Below are 16,836 nucleotides of genomic sequence, written 5' to 3'. Positions count from 1 at the left end.
CATGGAGCGCTATCTGACGATCGTCACGGCGGTCGGCGCCGGTGTGGTGGGCGGCGTGATGTTCGCGTTCTCCACATTCATCATGACCGGGCTCGGTCGCCTGGATCCGGCCCAGGGCATCTCGGCGATGCAGGCGATCAATCGCGAGGCGCCGAACTTCTGGTTCATGACGGCGCTGTTCGGCACCGCCGTGACGTCGATCGCGCTCGCGATCGTCAGTGTGGTGCGGCACGACGGCTCCGCCGTGTACGCGGTGATCGCGTGCGCGCTCTATCTCGTGGGAATCGTCCTGACCATCGTCTACCACGTGCCGCACAACAACGCGCTGGACGCGATCGATCCCCACGCGGCGGGCTCGGCGGACTACTGGCGCGACTACGTGTCGGGCTGGACCGGATGGAACCACGTGCGCACCGTCAGCGCCATCGCGGCGTCCGCAGTGCTCACGTGGTCCGCGACCCGTGGTTGAGTCCGGGGCCTACGAGGGCGGCAGGATGTCGGTCTGCGCCGGGACCTCGTCCTGCTTCAACAGGCCGACCGGGCAGCTGACGCCGGTCGCGTGCACGGGGCAGTAGCCGCCGGGGTTCTTCGCGAGGTACTGCTGGTGGTAGTCCTCGGCGTAGTAGAACTGCGTGAGCGGCGCGATCTCCGTGGTGATCGCGCCGTACCCGGCGTCGGCGAGCCGCTTCTCGAAGGCCTCACCGGTGGCCTCGGCGATCTCCACCTGCTGTTCGTCGATGGTGTAGATGGCCGAACGGTACTGCGTTCCCTGATCGTTGCCCTGCCGCATGCCCTGCGTGGGATCGTGGTTCTCCCAGAACTCCTTGAGGATCTCGGCGTAGGAGATCACCGTCGGATCGAAGACCACGAGCACCACCTCGGTGTGCCCGGTGCGTCCCGTGCAGGTCTCCTCGTAGGTGGGGTTCGGTGTGTAACCGCCGGCGTACCCCACCGCGGTGGTGTAGACGCCGTCGAGTTGCCAGAACTCCTTCTCGGCGCCCCAGAAACATCCCATGCCCAGTACCGCGGTCTGCATGCCCTCGGGGAACGGGGGTTTCAGGGGGTGACCGTTGACGTAGTGCGTCGCCGGAACCGGGATCGGCTGACTACGTCCGGGGAGGGCGTCCTCGGCGGTGACCATCACGGACTTAGCGGCTGCTCGACCCAGAAGCTCGTCGTACCAAGACATGGTTCGATGCTACGCGCGGTGCCGGAGTGGTCTCCCGGGCGAGCGCCGACTGCGTGCGCATCCGTTCGGCGCGGGCGGTGACCCAGCCCGTCGCGGGCACCTCCACCCACCGGTAGAGCGCCTCCGACACCAGCGCCGTCACCACCAGAAATGCGATGACGGCCCCGGTCTCGCCGAACGAGCCGACCGTGTGCTCGTACACCCGGTAGAGGATCAGCGTGTGGACGAGGTAGATCGCGTAACTGCGGGTCGCGGTCCACCGCACGACGGCCCAGTGCGCCGCGGGTCCGTCGTACCGGCCCACCAGCACGACGCACGCGGTGACGACGGCGAACGTCCAGAGGTAGTGATCGCCCGCCCAGTACACGCGGAAGTCGGTGGCGAGGCGGATCACCTCGACCTGCGCCAGCCCGGCGACGACGATCCACCGGCAGTCCGCGAGCCGCGCCCAGCCGAGGTAGATGATCTGCCCGAGGAACACGGCGGGCAGCGTCGCGGCGATCTTCGACAGCATCGGGACCGTGTACGGCTGCGGCACGTACAGGTTGTAGAGCAGGATCAGGGCGCAGATCGAGGCGCCGGCCATCGGCATCGCGATGGGCAGGGTCCGCAGCACGGGACGCGCGGCGACGCAGGCGAAGTAGAACAGGATCTGCACGGCGAGGGTCCATGTGACCCCCAGCACCGCGACCTCCGGTTTGAGGAAGAAACCGCCGAGCACGAAACTCAGCGCGGCGTCGACGTTCGACACCCCGTCCTGGCCGCTGAACATGCCGTTGATGCCGAGGCGGACCAGCACGATCGCGGCGAGGACGGCCACCCAGAATGCGGGCAGGATGCGGCCGAGCCGATTGAACAGGAACGGCCCGGGTTCATGGCGAATGGCCGAACGGGTGATCAACAAACCGGTCAGCATCATGAAGACGGCGACCCCGAGAAACGACAGATGCTGGTTGAGTCCGCCCCGCTCGATGAAGATCTGATAGACGACGTCGATGAACCACCATCCGGTTCCGAGGTCGTCGATCAGATAGAACGAGATGTGTGAGTAGATCACGGCCAGAACAGCGAAAAAGCGGAGCAGATTCGCGCCCGTGAGCTCCACACGCGGCGCGGCCGCATGCGAATCTGCAACAGGTGTCAGCGAAGGCATCGCGTCAGCTTAAGGTTCCGTTCACCGCTCGGACGAATTCTCACGACATTCAGTGTCGCCGCGCCAGCCTTTTTTCGGGTGCCCGAACTTTCTGTTCCGGGAATCGCTCCGTGACCCCAACTGTTGCGCAGGGTGTACCAATGAGATTGGGTATACACCCGAGAACGATTCGCCAAAGGCGGGTGTCAGGCGCGTCCCCACGTGCCGCCGACACCCGGAACACACCAGGGCTCACAGCCCGTTGATGAAGGGACCCTCGTGTCTGTTTACACGCTGCCGGAACTCCCGTACGACTATGCAGCTCTCGAGCCGCACATCTCCGGCAAGATCATGGAACTGCACCACGACAAGCATCACGCCGCGTACGTGACCGGTGCCAACACGGCGCTCGACAAGCTGGCCGAGCTCCGCGAGTCGGACACCCTGCCCGCCGTGGTCAACCTGCACGAGAAGAACCTCGCCTTCCACCTGGGCGGCCACACGAACCACACCGTCTTCTGGAACAACCTCTCCCCGGACGGCGGCGACAAGCCGACCGGTGAGCTCGCGGCCGCGATCGACGACCAGTTCGGCGGCTTCGACGCTTTCCGCAACCACTTCTCGGCCAACGCCAACGCCATCCAGGGCTCCGGCTGGTCCATCCTGGCCTGGGATTCCATCGGTCAGCGCCTGCTCATCGTGCAGCTGTACGACCAGCAGGGCAACATCCCGATCGGCCTCACGCCGCTGCTGCTCCTCGACATGTGGGAGCACGCCTTCTACCTCGACTACCAGAACGTCAAGGGCGACTACGTCAAGGCCTTCTGGAACATCGTGAACTGGGCCGACGTCGCCGCTCGCTTCGAGAAGGCACGCACCCAGACCGCGGGTCTGATCGTCTAGTTCTCGCTTTTCGCGGCCACGGGCGCCCGGAACACCGTCTCGGTGTTCCGGGCGCCCGTGCTCGTTTCGGGTGCGAAATCCCGTCCGAGCAGGCCGAGCGTCCAATAGGCTTCTCGAGTGACCGAGTCCAGCACCCCTGCCAGGGACGACGCCGTCGTCCACGCCTTCCGCGACGACGCGCTCGGCGACCTCGACGCCACCGGCCTCGCGGCCCGGATCGCCGCCGGGGAAGTGTCGGTCCGCGAGGTGACGGAAGCGGCGATCGCGCGCGCCGAGTCGGTCGGGCCGGCCCTGAACGCCCTGGCATTCGCCGACTTCGATCGTGCACTGACGGAGGCGGGCCGCCCGCACGAGGGCGTGTTCGCGGGAGTGCCGACCGTCGTCAAGGACAACGTGGACGTCGCCGGAGTGCCCACCCAGCACGGCAGCGTCGCGTTCGCCGCGAAACCCGCCCGGGTGGACAGCGACTTCGTCACGCAGTACCGGTCCACGGGTATGCTCTCGCTGGGCAAGAGCCGGCTGCCCGAGTTCGGGTTCAGCGCGTCCACCGAGTTCATGGACGCCGAGGCCGTGCACAATCCGTGGAACCCCGCGTTCTCCCCGGGTGCGTCCTCGGGTGGTTCGGCGGCACTCGTCGCCTCGGGTGTGGTGCCCATCGCGCACGCCAATGACGGCGGCGGATCCATCCGCATCCCCGCCGCCGCCTGTGGTCTCGTCGGCCTGAAACCGTCCCGCGGACGGACGGTCCCCGACGCCATGGACAAGACCCTGCCGATCCGGATCATCGCGCAGGGCGCCGTCACCCGGTCGGTGCGAGACACCGCACGGTGGATGGCGGCCGCCGAACGCTTCTACCGCAATCCCACGCTGCCGCCCATCCGGTTGGTCGAGGGGCCGAGCAGCACCCGCCTGAAGGTCGGGGTGGTGGTCGATTCGGTCACCGCGTCCCGCACGGACGACGAGACCCGTAAGTCGGTCCACGCGACCGCCGATCTGCTCGCGGACCTCGGCCACCACGTCGAGGAGTGCCCGATGCCGGTGGGCACCTCGTTCGTCGAGGACTTCTGCATCTACTGGGGCTTCCTGGCGTTCGTCATCTCCAACAACGGCAAACGGATGCTCGGACCGGACTTCGACCGCGACGCCACGGACAACCTGACGCGCGGACTCGCCGCGATGTACCGCAAGAACATCGCGAAGACGCCGCGGGTGCTGTACCGGTTGCGGCGCACGTACCGCGAGTATTCACAGATCTTCCAGAGGTACGACGTGATCCTGTCCCCGACCCTGGCCCACACCACTCCGGAGCTCGGATATCTTTCGCCGGCACAGAGTTTCGAGGAACTGTTCGACAAGCTGATCACCTACACGGCGTTCACGCCGCTGAACAACGCGTCGGGCGGGCCCGCCATCTCGCTGCCGATGCACGAGACGTCCCGCGGTCTGCCGCTGGCGTCGCACTTCTCGGCCGACCACGGCGACGAGCGGACCCTGCTCGAGTTGGCGTTCGAACTCGAGCAGGCGGCTCCGTGGCGTCGGATCCAGGACGCCGGCTGACGGTCAGGCCCTGCGGCGCAGGCCCATCCACACGACGGCGCCGGCGAGCAGCACGGTGGTGATCCCGAAGCCGACGGCGAGGTGCTCGGCGGTGAGGATCGGCGAGGGCCCGGACAGCGTGCGTGTCACCGCGACCGGTTCGGCGAGCACCGTCGCCAGCTGGTTCTGCTGGGCCGCCGTGCGCACCGGCATCGCCGCGACCCCGTTGTTGAGGTCCGTGGACAGCTGCCCGGACAGCGTCTTCAGCTTCGCGAACCCGTCGACGATCTGCGCGGTGGCGCCCTCGAGCATCTCCGGCGCCTGATCGGCGATCGGGACGATGCCGTCGTTCAACTGCCGCGCCCCGCTGCTCAGCTGATCACTGGCGTCGGTGAGCTGACCCATCGCCACCCGGACGAGTTCGCCGAGGTCGGTGTCCGGGTCGACCTGTCCGCCGAGCAGACCGGGCACCGAACCCAGCTGAGCGGAGAGCAGGTCGAGGTCGGCGCCGACCTGCCGGAGCGACGGGACCACGTCCGGTGCAACGGGTGTGCCGTCGAGGACGCGGATCGCGTCGTCGATCCTGGTACGCATCCGGGTGGCGCTGTCGTTCGCCTCGCCCAGGGTCAGCCCCAGCGCGCTCAGCCGGTCCGCGAGGCCGTTGGCCGTTCCCGACGTCTCACCGACCACGCCCGCCACCTGATCGGCCACCTCCAGCAGTTGCACCGAGCCGGCTCGGGCCGTCTCGAGATACGGGAGCAGGGTGTCGGCGCCCTCGGTGAGCTGTTGCGCCGCATCGTCCGCCGCGGCGGTCCCGGCCGCGAGGAACCCGGCCGTCATTCCCGCCTGCTGGAACCGCGTCCGCGACGAGGACATGTCCGCCAGCAGATCCGTGATGCCGTCCGCGCCGATCTGGGAAGACACCACCCCGGACAGTTCCTCGGACGCCGCGGAGTCGGAACCCGCGACGTCGAGGTCGAGGGTCGCCTGCCGCGGCTTCGCACCCCACACCGAGGAGACGGCCTCGCTGAAGTCCTCGGGCACGGTCACCGTGGCGAACCAGTCGCCGCCCGCCGCCGCGCCCGCGTCGACCACCTGCCAGTCGAACGCCTCGTTCGCCTCGAGCTTCGCGATCAGGGTGTCGCTCGCCCGCACCGGTTTTCCGTCCACGGTCGCGCCGGCGTCGGTGTTGACGATCGCCACGGTCCGGCTGTCGGCCGAGCCGTCGCCGAGGAACACGTATCCGAGCCCGCCTGCGGATGCCAGGACCAGACCTGCCGTGGCGGCCGCGGCGACCCGCCGCGGCGTGAGGACCTTTCGCGTCGACTCGGTTCGGGCGTGATTCGCGGGATTCCGTGTGCGCTCAGAGGTCATTCCGGTGAGGGTAGGTGGCTTTCGTAGCGGCAGATTGTGACGATTCTGAGGATTCTCTGAGACGTCCGGGTTCACCTGAGGCAGTTAGCACTCCCATGCTCTTGTGTGCCAGGCACTGTCGGGCGCATTCTTCAAGTACCCAACGAGGTGTGCAGAACGAATCATGTTCGAAGCGTGTCATCACACACCGAGGAGGCAGAGATGAACAGGGACGGCTACATCGGCATCTCGCCCTTCCAGGCCGCGGGTACCTTGCGGGGATTCGTCATTTCCGGGCGCTGGCCCGACACCACCAAGGAGTGGGCTCAGCTCCTCGCGCTCGCCGTGCGGGTGGCGTGCGTTCCGGGGTTGCTCCGCACCACCACGGTCTTCGGCGCGCACGAGGACCTGCCCGAGGAACCCGAGCCCGAGACGGTCGGTCTCGTGGTGGCCGAGGGCACGGTCCTCGGGGAGTTCGCGCTCGCTCCGGGCCGGTTCGCGGATCATCTGCCGCCGGCACTGATGATGCTGCACCCGCCGTCGGAGACCACCCCGTCGCTCCCCGAGTGCGCGGGCGCGGCCTCGGGCTGTGTTCTGCTCCCGGGTCTCCCCCATCTCGGGCTCGAACACCGGGCGGCGTGGGTGGAGGCGGAGGCGGACGGGACGGTGACGTCCATGGTCAGCCGGGTCGGCATCGACCCGATCAGCGATCCCGACACCGCTGTTTTGGCCATGCTGCTGGCCTCGTGAGGGTACCCGAAGTTTGAGCCCCCGGGACCCCAAACTTCTTGTCGCTTTTGCCTTTTCGTTCCGCCCTCGCTAACGTGGGTCGCAACGAAGGGGAGTAGCCCCCAATCGCCTGTGTCGACATACTGGCGCGGCAATCTCGCACTGCGAGGTTCCGGGCCCGGCCTGGCGGACCGGTGTCCACACCGGTGGGCGAGACCTTCGGCCGACAGACGCATCGCCGCGTCTGCCAGGCCGGAGGAATCCATTCCATCCTCCGACCCACTACTGGAGGAGGATGTGCCGTGCTGACCGCCGCGCTGCTGAGTTTCGGCGTGATCTTCGTCGCCGAACTGGGAGACAAGTCCCAGCTGATGGCGATGACGTTCGCCCTGCGCTACCGCTGGTGGGTCGTCATCGCCGGCATCACCGTCGCGACCACCGTGGTCCACCTGGTGTCCGTGGCCGTCGGCCACTACCTCGGCGTCGCGCTGCCGACCGCGGCGATCAGCGTCGTCGGCGGTATCGCCTTCCTGATCTTCGGCGCGTGGACGCTGCGCGGCGACAACCTCAGCGAAGACGAGCAACTCAAGGCGGGCCGCGCCACCCGCTCCGCGTTCCTGGCCGTCACCTCCGCGTTCTTCCTCGCCGAACTCGGCGACAAGACCATGCTCGCCACCATCACCCTCGCCACCGACCACGACACGATCGGCGTGTGGATCGGCTCGACCGTCGGCATGGTGGCGGCCGATGCCCTGGCCATCGTCGTCGGCGCCGTCCTGGGCAAGCATCTGCCCGAGGCCGTCATCCGCATCGGCGCGGCCGTGCTGTTCTTCGCGTTCGGCGCCTGGCTGCTGCTCGAGGGCCTGTTCCCCGGCAACATCGCCGGTCCGATCGCCGGGGCCGCCGTCGTCGTTCTGGCGCTGGCCGGTGCCGCCGGACGCACCGTGTGGTCGCGGCGCCGCCGCGCGGCCGCGGCAGAGCCCGAACAGATGCAGCACCAGGACTGAACCCGGTCGACAAAGACGCGCCCCGGGGCAATACTCGGAGTCCTTGGAGTACCTCGCAGTTCTCACGGACGAGAGGGCGTGTGTGAACCATCCCGTAGCGAGCGGCAAGCCTGCGATTCTCACCGTCGACGACGACCCCGGGGTGTCGCGCGCCGTCGCCCGCGATCTGCGGCGCCGATACGGTGAGAAATACCGGATCATCCGCGCCGAATCCGGCGAGTCCGCGCTCGACGCGATGAAGCAGATGAAGCTGCGCGGCGATCCCGTCGCGGCCATCCTCGCGGACTACCGCATGCCGGCGATGAGCGGGATCGAGTTCCTGGAGAAGGCCATGGACCTGTACCCGGTCGCGCGCCGGGTGCTGCTCACCGCGTACGCCGACACGGACGCGGCCATCGAGGCGATCAACGTCATCGACCTCGACCACTACCTGCTCAAACCGTGGGATCCGCCCGAAGAGAAGCTGTACCCGGTGGTCGACGCCCTGCTCGAGGCGTGGGCGTCGTCCGATCACCACCCCGCCGAGGAGACGAAGGTCGTGGGGCATCGCTGGGCGCCGCGGTCTTCGGAGGTGCGCGAGTTCCTGGCCCGCAACCAGCTGTCGTACCGCTGGTACATGTCGGACGAGCCGGAGGGCGGGCGGTTGCTCAGCGCCGCCGGCTTGGACGGCCGTCGCCTGCCGGTCGTGATCTGCGCCGACGGCGAATGCCTGGTGGAACCGTCGGACACCGAACTGGGCCGGCATCTCGGACTGCGGACCGACCCGTCGGAGAACTTCTACGACCTCGTCGTCGTCGGCGGCGGCCCGGCCGGTCTCGGCGCCGCCGTGTACGGCGCCTCGGAGGGGCTGCGCACCGCGCTGATCGAGCGGACGGCCACCGGTGGCCAGGCGGGGCAGAGTTCGCGCATCGAGAACTACCTCGGGTTCCCCGACGGCGTGTCCGGCGCGCAACTCGCCGAACGGGCCCGTCGGCAGGCCACCCGGTTCGGGGCCGAACTGATCACCACCCGCGACGTCGTGGCGCTCGAGGTCAACGGCTCGGCGCGGACGGTCCGGTTCGCGGACGGCGACACCGTCGACGCGCACACGATCATCCTGGCGACCGGTGTCTCGTACCGCCGTCATCCCGCGCCCGGCGTCGACGACCTCACCGGCCGCGGCGTCTACTACGGTTCCGCCGTCACCGAGGCGGCCCGCTGCACCGACCAGGACGTGTACATCGTCGGCGGGGCCAACTCCGCCGGACAGGCCGCCGTCTACCTGTCACGGGGCGCCCGGACGGTCACCATCGTCGTGCGGGCACAGTCGCTCGAGGATTCGATGTCGTACTACCTCGTCCAGCAGATCGAACGGAACCCGCGCATCCGCGTGCGACCGTGCACCGAGGTGATCGGCGTCGAGGGCGACGCGCACCTCGAGAAGATCCGGCTGCGCAACAACGCGACCGGCGACGAGCAGACCGTCGACGCCGGATTCCTGTTCCTGTTCATCGGCGCCGCCCCGCGGACCGACTGGCTCGACGGCGTCGTCGCGCGGGACGAGAACGGGTTCGTCGTGTCCGGCCCCGACCTCGTCGTCGACGGCAAGCCGCCGCGCGGCTGGCCCCTCGACCGCCTCCCGCACCACCTCGAGACCAGTATTCCGGGGATCTTCGCCGCCGGGGACGTGCGCTCGGAGTCGGCGAAGCGGGTGGCGTCGGCGGTCGGCGAAGGCGCCATGGCCGTGATGCTCGTCCACCGCTACATCGGCCAACCATGACCAGAGGCAGACCATGAGCCGACTTCCGTGCGATCCCCCCGAGCTGAGGACGCTGTTCCTCTTCGAGAAGCTCACCGACCACCAGCTCGAACAGCTCTGCGAGAAGGGGCACGTCGAGCTGATCGAACCCGGCCCGGTGTTCGCGGAGGGTGAGATCGCGACGTGCTTCTACGTGCTGATCGAGGGCGAACTCGTGCTGAGCAAGCTGTCGGGCGGCGAGGAGATCGAGTTCAACCGGACGTCGCAGCGCGGCGTGTACTCCGGGGCCTGGCAGTCGTACCTCGGCGACCGCGCACCCCAGACGTACACCGCGTCGATGCGCGTCACCGCGCCGTCGAAGTTCTTCGTCCTCGACGCCGACCGGTTCGGGCAGCTGATGCGCGAATGGTTCCCGATGGCCGTGCACCTGCTGGAGGGGCTGTTCTTCGGCAACCAGAACGCGAAGCAGGTCGTCGACCAGCGGGAGCGCCTCCTGGCGCTGGGGTCGCTGTCGGCGGGGCTCACGCACGAGCTGAACAACCCGGCGGCGGCCGCGGTCCGGGCGACGGCGTCGCTACGCGACCGGGTGTCGCACATGCGGCAGAAACTCGGTGTCATCGCGTCGGGGGTGTACGACCGGCAGGCGCTGGCCACGTTGATCCGGTTGCAGGAGGAGACCGCCGAACTCGTGGCGAAGGCGCCGACGCTCACTCCCCTCGAGGCGTCCGACCGCGAGGACGAGCTCGGCGACTGGTTCGACGACCACGGCGTCTCCGGGGGCTGGGACCTGGCGCCCACGTTCGTGCAGGCCGGGCTCGACGTGCCGTGGCTGGAGCGGATCGTCGCCAGTGTCGACGACGCAGCGATGGTCGAGAGCGCGATCCGCTGGCTCAACTACACCATCGAGACCGAACTGCTGATGAACGAGATCGCCGACTCCACCGCCCGGGTCTCCACGCTCGTGAACGCCGCGAAGCAGTACTCGCAGATGGACCGTGCCCCCTACCAGCGCATCGACCTGCGGGAACTGCTCGACAGCTCGCTGGTGATGCTCGCCCGCAAGATCGGCGACTCGATCGCGGTGGTCAAGGAATACGATCCCACGCTGCCGCAGATCCCCGCGTACGCCGCGGAACTCAATCAGGTGTGGACAAACCTCATCGACAACGCGGTCGCCGCCATGGACGGCCACGGCACCCTCACCGTTCGCACCCGGCGCGACGGCGACATGGCGCTCATCGAGATCGGCGACACCGGACCGGGTGTGCCCGAAGAGATCCGGTCACGCATCTTCGAACCGTTCTTCACCACGAAACCCGTGGGCGAGGGAACCGGGCTCGGCCTCGACATCTCCTGGCGCATCGTCGTGAAGAAGCATCGCGGCGACCTGCGTGTGGAATCCGAACCGGGCGACACCCGGTTCCAGGTCCGCATTCCGATCGAACCCGAAGTCGCAGCAGCAGAAGGAGTCACCGATGGGTGAGCTGGACGGAATCGACCCGAGCGTGCCGCCGAGCGGAGACGGATGCGCCGAATGCGACAGCGCCGGCGGGTGGTGGGTGCACCTGCGCCGCTGCGCGCAGTGCGGTCACATCGGGTGCTGCGACTCCTCCCCGGAACAGCACGCCACCAAACACGCCGCCGACACCGGGCACCCCGTCGTGCGGAGCTTCGAACCGGGCGAGGCCTGGTTCTGGAACTACGCCACCGAGACGGCGTTCGAAGGTCCCGAACTGGCGCCGCCGCAACATCATCCGATCGACCAGACCGTCCCAGGTCCGGGCCCCCGGGTTCCATCGGACTGGCAGGCTCACATTCACTGACTCAGAGTTGCGCGAAACGCTGTGCCGTCGCCGCGTCCCGCTCGTCGTACCGGGCCAGCGCCGCTTCGAACTTCGCCTTCAGATCCAGGGCGTAACGCTCGTGCGCGGCGAACGTCCCGACCGCCGAATTCTCTTCCGCGACGCCCGGGCCGCCGATCGCCGTCGCCCGGAACCGCGCGGCCAGTTCCGCCGCCGACGGCAGGTGGGTTTCGCCGAGGCCGAAGTTCTCCGGCGCGAGTTCGCGGTGCGCCCGCTCCCGCAGGTCCCGCATGTCCGCCGCCAGCACCTCGCACGCGGCGATGCACCGCACCAACGCGTCCCGATCCACTTCGAGCCGATCCTCGGTCATCCGTCCCCCTACGGTCGTCGCTCCACCCGCGAGAGAAACTACCCGCTCCCCCGCCGGCAATGCTTCCCTCAGCGCTGCCGTCACACCGAGCGACCGTTATGGTGCAGGTCACCAGGGTCGGCCAACGGAGGTCGCCGGAAACGAAGGATGCGAACTGTGGAAATTCAGGGAACCGCCGCACTGGTCACCGGAGCAGCCTCGGGCCTCGGTGCCGCCACCGCCAAGCGTCTCGCCGACGCCGGAGCCACCGTGTTCGGACTGGACCTGCAGCAGTCCATCGAACGCGCCGGTGACACCGTCCCCGACGGCGTCACCCTCCTCGCCACCGACGTCACCAGCGGCGACGAGGTCCAGGCCGCGATCGACACGATCGTCGAGTCGGGTCTGCCGCTGCGCATCGTCGTCAACTGCGCCGGCGTCGGCTGGGCCGGCCGCATCCTGTCGAAGAAGGGCCCGCACGACCTCGAACTTTTCCGCACCGTCATCACCGTCAACCTGCTCGGCACATTCAACGTCCTGCGCCTCGCCGCCGACGCCATCTCCAAGACCGACACCGTCGACGAGTCCGGGCAGCGCGGTGTCATCGTCAACACCGCGTCCGTCGCCGCGTTCGAGGGCCAGATCGGCCAGATCGCCTACTCCGCATCCAAGGGCGGGGTGCACGGCATGACCGTCCCCGCCGCCCGCGACCTCGCCCAGTTCGGCATCCGCGTCAACACCATCGCCCCCGGCATCATCGACACCCCCATGCTCGCCGGTGTCACCGACGAGTACCGCAAGGGCCTCGAAGCCGGCGTCCCGTTCCCCTCCCGCCTCGGACAGCCCGCCGAGTACGCACAACTCGTCCAGATGATCGTCGAACACGACTACCTCAACGGTGAGACCATTCGTATGGACGGCGCTCTGCGCATGGCGCCGCGGTAGGCGGCTCCGCCACCCGTGCGTGGTTGACGAGTCTCTGGACTCTTCAACCGCGCACGGGGCGCGAAGCGCCCTATCCGGGCGCGTGGTGGAGATCGGATTCGGATCGGGTCTCAACGTCCCGTTCTACCCGGCCGCCGTCGAGTCGGTGAGCGCCGTCGAACCCGCCGACCTCGGCTGGAAGCTGGCCGGCAAGCGTCTGGCGGCGTCGACGACGCCGGTCGAAAGGTCCGGCCTCGACGGTCAGTCACTCCCCTTCCTCGACAACAGTTTCGACACCGCACTGTCCACCTGGACGATGTGCGCCATCCCTGACGTCGGCGCTGCACTGCGGGAGGTCCTACGGGTCCTGAAACCCGGCGGCACACTGTATTTCGTCGAGCACGGTCTCGCCCCGGACGCCAACGTCCAGCGCTGGCAGCGGCGGCTCGAACCGATCCAGAAGACCGTCGCCGGCGGGTGCCACCTCACCCGCGACATCCCCACCCTGCTGACGAACGCCGGCTTCGCCGCCCGTGCGCGCCTGAGGAGTCCGGGGACTCGTCGACCACTCACGGGGCGCTAGGCTGCTGTCGATTCGTGAACGGACGAGGGGGGCTTCGTGGGAACGTTGAAAGCTGATCTGGAAGAGCTCGAACGGCTGGGGGGAACCTTGCACGGGCTGGCCGACGAGGCGGGTGGTCTGAGAACCGGCCCGGCCGCCGGCCCCTACCTGTCGGCCGCGGGCGCGGTGATGGCCTCGGTCATCGAGGCGTCGGGCATCTCCGCGGATCTGGTGGATGCGGCGCTCGTCCCGGCGATCGAGGAACGACTCGGCGAGACCGGGGACGTGATGATCCATGCCGCGCAGGAGTACCGGAACCAGGACGAATCGTCAGCCGACCGGTTCGTCGCCGCGTACACGAACGCCACCGGCGAGTGGAGCGCTGAAGCATGAGCCTCACTCGCACCCAGATCGAGTCCTGGAATCCCGCGACTCTGACCGAGATCGGTGACGCATGGATCGCCCTCGGCACCAAGATCGAAGATCTCTTCACCCGATACGTCGACGGCGTGACCAGGGTCAACGACACCTATTGGGAGGGTAAGACCGCCGAAGCCGCCCAGAACCGGGCGAATGCCGACAAGAAGACGGCGCTTGTCGTGGTGGATCGACTGGAAGCACTCGCCAACCGTGCGAAGCAGGGTTTCCACGACGTCGACGCACCGCTGCAGCGTGCGCGGATGGCGATCGTGGCCGCCGAGTCTGCGGGTTTCCGCATAGCCGACGACCTGACGGTCACCGATCCCGGGACCCCCGATCCCGACAACGATCGCGTGAACGACATGACCGGATGGCAACGCGACATCGCCGACGCCGCGTTGGCGACGGAAACTGCCGACGCAACCGTCAGGGACGCACTCGCTTCCGCTCGCGACGGGCTGCGGGCAACGTTCACCTCAGCCGCGGCGTTAGGCTCCGATCAGGGTGCGTCCGACGGGACGCAACTCGTCGCCGACCCCGCCGGATTGAATCCCGAACAGATCCGGAGACTGACCGAGGCCGGGGAACTGACCCCCGAGCAACTCGACGCCGTGAACTCCGGCAACGCCGCGACGATCCCCGCGTCGCAGATGGAGTACCTGAATCAGGTCAGCCGGTCACTGGACGGAAAGAGCCCACAGGAGATCCAGCAGATCATGGACAAGCTGCCTCCGGACTCTGCGCGTGCCCTGGCGAACTCGCTTCAGATCGTGTCGAACGACAAGATCACGGCCACCGTCAAGGGCGACTCGCAGGTGCCGACAACCGGCGGCCTGAACCTGCTACCCGACAAGATGGTCGAATCGCTGACCCGGGACGATCTCGTGACCCGCGATTTCAAGATGGTCGGGACCACCGGTGCGGCCAGCGTCGAACTGAACGGAGTCGCCGACAACCAGGCCATCGCCGACATCGTCCAGACAGGCGATGCGCGGTACAAGAGCGGCAGCAGCCTCGATCAGCACCTCCTGGAGGTCGGTCGCCAGTACCTCGACGCCCAGGTCGCGCACGAACAGAACCCGAACCACAAATTCGAGTACTTCACGGTCGACGGCCGAGGAACCGAGAACACGGCGATCACCGAAGGCATCTTCACCGCCGTCGGCGACGACAAGATCGCCGTCCAGAACGCGGTCACCCAGCCCGACACCGGCCAGAATCTGGTTCGCGACGTCCTCACTCACAACTGGTCCGACAACGGGCAAGCGGCAGCCTCGATGTTCCGGTTCGACGACGCAGAGGCCACGGTCGAGGACCCCCACAACCCGGCCGACGTCGAAGCCGCAACACGCAGCGGTCAGATCATGTCGGCCGTCGCCGAGAACATGAGCACCGACTGGGACACGCTCCGGGGAATACCCGGCACCGACGGGCAATCCGTCGGGCAGGTCAACCCGGACCTTCTTCGGACCATGTCCCACAGCATGAGTCCGTACATCAGCGATCTCGCGGGCGCCGGCCGACCAGAGAACCCCGGCTTCGACATCGGCACCTGGGCAGACCCCGCCGACAACAACCACTTCGGCGGCTCGTCGAACGTATTCGCCGTGATGAACACCGATCCCGAGGCCGGAACACACTTCACCCAGTACTCGATGCAGGAAATACTTGCCGCCGAGGGCCGGTACGCACACGACCCCGCGGCGCCCCTGGCCGGTGGCGACCTCTCCACCGCAGGCCGAATCCACGGCCTCATGGACAGGGGACTACTCCTCTCGACAGAGGACAGCTACAGCGACAAGGCCGAGCAGGCGCAGGCCATCTACGACCGCAAGGCGGCGGCGTACGGCGCGCTCACCAGCATCGGCTCCGTAGGCCTGGACCGCCTTCCCGGCGGGGAATTCATCAACACCATGATCGACGCGGGTGGCGACCCCCTGAAAGACGCCGTCATCGGCAAGGCGCCGGGGCCGGCACCCTCCATCGCTCTGGAAGCCCCGGACTTCTACCGCGACTACTACAACATTCTCCAAGCGACGCCGGAGCTTCCCGCGAGCTTCCGAGGGGATTTCCCCTGGGCATTCGACGGTTCCGGAGAGCTTCGGAGTTGGGAGGAGGCCCAATCCGACCCTGCGACCCGTTCACTCCTGAAAGACGGATATCAGACGATGTTCAGTCGTCTCGGCAATCCAGCAGACGGCAATGGCGAGCGTATGCGAAACGGGTACGACGATGTGGTTCGCAATGACGGTTGACCGCAGGAGTTCCCAGTGGTCCGTTGCGGTCGCGGCCACAGCAACCCTTGTCACGGGCTGTGCACCCAGCGTTGGAGATGAGACCGCCGCCGTCGAACCGCCACCCACCATCCTCTACGCGAATGTATGGTCTGCCGATCCTGGCGTCGATTTGGCACAGCGCGGGCCCGAGTTGGTGCGAGGTGCCTACGAGGCAGCCGACTACACGCGATTCGTCGGTCAGGCCCACTCCTTTCCGGGATATCCCGGGGCAGTCGGTGGCCCCACTCGACCGGGCAACCCCGACAAGGAAGAGTTCTTCACGTGGCTCGAACCCGATGAGGACGAGCAGATTCCCCTGACCAACTTCCTCCACATCACCGCATACGGGGAGACGGGGCCCGGCATCGGGGCAACCGTGTGCACCTACAACCTGCATGCGGACCGGGGACCGAACTTCAGTGCGGAAGGGCTGAATGCGGCCTTCCGCATCGAACTCGAGCGAACCGCCGACGACCCGGGGCAGCCGGGGGTTCCGGACACCGATCCCGCCCGGCAGGACCCTCGTGCGAATCGGGTGCCGACGTGGAATGTGTTCGAGGGCTGGAAGATCACCAAGCTCCACTACCTGCGCCGGATGAACGGTGATGTCATTCCTCAGGGCTGTACGGATTGGTGGCAGCAGCAGTTCCCCGCATTCACGGCGAACGCCTCCGGCAACCTCGTTCCACCTCCCGGATTCGAGCCCCCGACGATGCCTGTCGCCGTCCAGTATCCGGAGTGGATCAGGCCCGCGAATTCGGAGTAGGCGGCTTCGCCGCCCGTGCGCGCCTGAGGAGTCCGGGGACTCGTCAACCACTCACGGAACCCGCCTCGGTGGCGGCATCGCCGGCGTGAGGGGTAGTGTTCGCCCGCGACGCGACTGTGGGGGTCGTGCGGTCACACCGTGCTGCGGCGG

At 67.8% G+C, this 16,836-nt stretch carries 16 protein-coding genes and 1 pseudogene; 13 read left to right on the top strand and 4 right to left on the bottom strand.

Going from position 1 to position 16,836, the window contains the following annotated elements:
- The first annotated feature begins 1 nt into the window (after position 1).
- The gene (locus tag P3H15_RS07830) at positions 2–469 is read left to right on the top strand and encodes a DUF1772 domain-containing protein (RefSeq protein WP_276136694.1); all 468 of its coding nucleotides are present in this window, start codon (positions 2–4) and stop codon (positions 467–469) included.
- A 9-nt stretch (positions 470–478) separates the two neighbouring features.
- Here P3H15_RS07830 and msrA read toward each other — a convergent pair whose 3' ends face one another.
- Positions 479–1,189, bottom strand: coding sequence for a peptide-methionine (S)-S-oxide reductase MsrA (gene msrA, locus P3H15_RS07825; protein WP_276136693.1), 711 nt, complete (start codon positions 1,187–1,189; stop codon positions 479–481).
- Entirely contained in the window at positions 1,149–2,342 is a 1,194-nt protein-coding gene (locus P3H15_RS07820; protein WP_276136692.1) for an acyltransferase, read from the bottom strand. The genes msrA and P3H15_RS07820 overlap by 41 nt, the downstream gene beginning before the upstream one ends.
- A 258-nt stretch (positions 2,343–2,600) precedes the next feature.
- Between P3H15_RS07820 and P3H15_RS07815 the strand changes: the two genes are divergently transcribed.
- Both P3H15_RS07815 and P3H15_RS07810 read left to right on the top strand, forming a co-directional pair.
- Positions 2,601–3,224: a superoxide dismutase gene (locus P3H15_RS07815; RefSeq protein WP_012691075.1), complete on the top strand. Its 624-nt coding sequence runs from the start codon at positions 2,601–2,603 to the stop codon at positions 3,222–3,224.
- Between the two features lie 117 nt (positions 3,225–3,341).
- On the top strand, positions 3,342–4,781 hold the full coding sequence (locus P3H15_RS07810) for an amidase (protein ID WP_276136691.1): 1,440 nt from the start codon (positions 3,342–3,344) through the stop codon (positions 4,779–4,781).
- A gap of 3 nt (positions 4,782–4,784) precedes the next feature.
- Here P3H15_RS07810 and P3H15_RS07805 read toward each other — a convergent pair whose 3' ends face one another.
- The gene (locus tag P3H15_RS07805) at positions 4,785–6,134 is read right to left on the bottom strand and encodes a hypothetical protein (protein WP_276136690.1); all 1,350 of its coding nucleotides are present in this window, start codon (positions 6,132–6,134) and stop codon (positions 4,785–4,787) included.
- Between the two features lie 201 nt (positions 6,135–6,335).
- Between P3H15_RS07805 and P3H15_RS07800 the strand changes: the two genes are divergently transcribed.
- The 5 genes from P3H15_RS07800 to P3H15_RS07780 all read left to right on the top strand — a co-directional run bounded on the left by P3H15_RS07800 (position 6,336) and on the right by P3H15_RS07780 (position 11,410).
- A complete protein-coding gene (locus P3H15_RS07800) occupies positions 6,336–6,863 on the top strand; it encodes a peptidase (protein ID WP_072938714.1) in 528 nt (175 codons plus the stop codon).
- Between the two features lie 281 nt (positions 6,864–7,144).
- On the top strand, positions 7,145–7,849 hold the full coding sequence (locus P3H15_RS07795) for a TMEM165/GDT1 family protein (protein ID WP_276136689.1): 705 nt from the start codon (positions 7,145–7,147) through the stop codon (positions 7,847–7,849).
- Positions 7,850–7,931: 82 nt separating this feature from the next.
- Positions 7,932–9,608, top strand: coding sequence for an FAD-dependent oxidoreductase (locus P3H15_RS07790; RefSeq protein ID WP_276136688.1), 1,677 nt, complete (start codon positions 7,932–7,934; stop codon positions 9,606–9,608).
- Positions 9,609–9,621: 13 nt separating this feature from the next.
- The gene (locus P3H15_RS07785) at positions 9,622–11,070 is read left to right on the top strand and encodes an ATP-binding protein (protein ID WP_276136687.1); all 1,449 of its coding nucleotides are present in this window, start codon (positions 9,622–9,624) and stop codon (positions 11,068–11,070) included.
- A complete protein-coding gene (locus tag P3H15_RS07780) occupies positions 11,063–11,410 on the top strand; it encodes a UBP-type zinc finger domain-containing protein (protein WP_276136686.1) in 348 nt (115 codons plus the stop codon). The genes P3H15_RS07785 and P3H15_RS07780 overlap by 8 nt, the downstream gene beginning before the upstream one ends.
- A gap of 1 nt (position 11,411) precedes the next feature.
- Here P3H15_RS07780 and P3H15_RS07775 read toward each other — a convergent pair whose 3' ends face one another.
- On the bottom strand, positions 11,412–11,759 hold the full coding sequence (locus tag P3H15_RS07775) for a hypothetical protein (protein WP_276136685.1): 348 nt from the start codon (positions 11,757–11,759) through the stop codon (positions 11,412–11,414).
- Between the two features lie 156 nt (positions 11,760–11,915).
- On the opposite strand from P3H15_RS07775, the gene P3H15_RS07770 reads away from it, so the two are divergent.
- The 5 genes and pseudogenes from P3H15_RS07770 to P3H15_RS07750 all read left to right on the top strand — a co-directional run bounded on the left by P3H15_RS07770 (position 11,916) and on the right by P3H15_RS07750 (position 16,686).
- Positions 11,916–12,683 (top strand): SDR family NAD(P)-dependent oxidoreductase, encoded by a 768-nt coding sequence (locus tag P3H15_RS07770; RefSeq protein WP_072938731.1) that lies wholly within the window; start codon positions 11,916–11,918, stop codon positions 12,681–12,683.
- A gap of 76 nt (positions 12,684–12,759) precedes the next feature.
- Positions 12,760–13,188, top strand: a pseudogene (locus P3H15_RS07765) (class I SAM-dependent methyltransferase); the annotation flags it as partial.
- A gap of 93 nt (positions 13,189–13,281) precedes the next feature.
- Entirely contained in the window at positions 13,282–13,617 is a 336-nt protein-coding gene (locus P3H15_RS07760) for a hypothetical protein (protein ID WP_276136684.1), read from the top strand.
- Entirely contained in the window at positions 13,614–15,899 is a 2,286-nt protein-coding gene (locus P3H15_RS07755) for a hypothetical protein (RefSeq protein WP_276136683.1), read from the top strand. The genes P3H15_RS07760 and P3H15_RS07755 overlap by 4 nt, the downstream gene beginning before the upstream one ends.
- A 151-nt stretch (positions 15,900–16,050) precedes the next feature.
- Entirely contained in the window at positions 16,051–16,686 is a 636-nt protein-coding gene (locus P3H15_RS07750) for a hypothetical protein (RefSeq protein WP_276136682.1), read from the top strand.
- Positions 16,687–16,836: the final 150 nt, after the last annotated feature.

Origin of the sequence: Rhodococcus sp. T2V (assembly GCF_029269925.1) — a bacterium.
Classification (GTDB): Bacteria; Actinomycetota; Actinomycetes; order Mycobacteriales; family Mycobacteriaceae; genus Rhodococcus_F; species Rhodococcus_F koreensis.
The sequence above is the reverse complement of the archived record's forward strand: the minus strand, read 5'-3'. Positions and strand labels throughout refer to the sequence as shown.